Raw genomic sequence first — 470 nt, forward strand, 5'->3', positions numbered from 1 at the left:
CCTCGCGGTTCATGTTGCCGAAGAACTCGTTGAAGCCCGACAGCAGGTCGGTCTTGGTCACCAGCACGTAGACCGGGAACTTGATCGACAGCCCCTCGCACAGCTCCGCCAGCCGCAGGCCGATCAGCCGCGCCAGCCGCTCGCGCTCGGCATCGCCGCCGCTCAGCAGCTCCTGCACGCTCAGGGTGACCAGCACGCCGTTGATCGGCTGGCGGCCGCGGAACCGGCGCAGCAGGTTCAGGAAACCGGACCATGCGGCGCTGTCCTGGTCCGCATCGCTTTCCTGCGTGGTGTAGCGGCCGGCCGTGTCCAGCAGCACCGCCTGGTCGGTGAACCACCAGTCGCAGTTGCGCGTGCCGCCCACGCCGCGGATCGACGCCTTGCCGAACTGCGCGGCGAGCGGGAAATCCAGGCCCGAATTGACCAGCGCCGTGGTCTTGCCGGAGCCGGGCGAACCGATGATGAGGTAC

1 protein-coding gene is annotated in these 470 nt (G+C 68.5%); it reads right to left on the reverse strand.

Annotated features, from left to right (window positions below):
- The coding region (locus K9U40_RS23560; protein ID WP_282892484.1) for a type VI secretion protein IcmF/TssM N-terminal domain-containing protein at nucleotides 1–470 on the reverse strand (470 nt) is incomplete at both ends.

It is taken from the genome of Xanthobacter autotrophicus, from assembly GCF_030015065.1.
GTDB lineage: Bacteria > Pseudomonadota > Alphaproteobacteria > Rhizobiales > Xanthobacteraceae > Xanthobacter > Xanthobacter autotrophicus_D.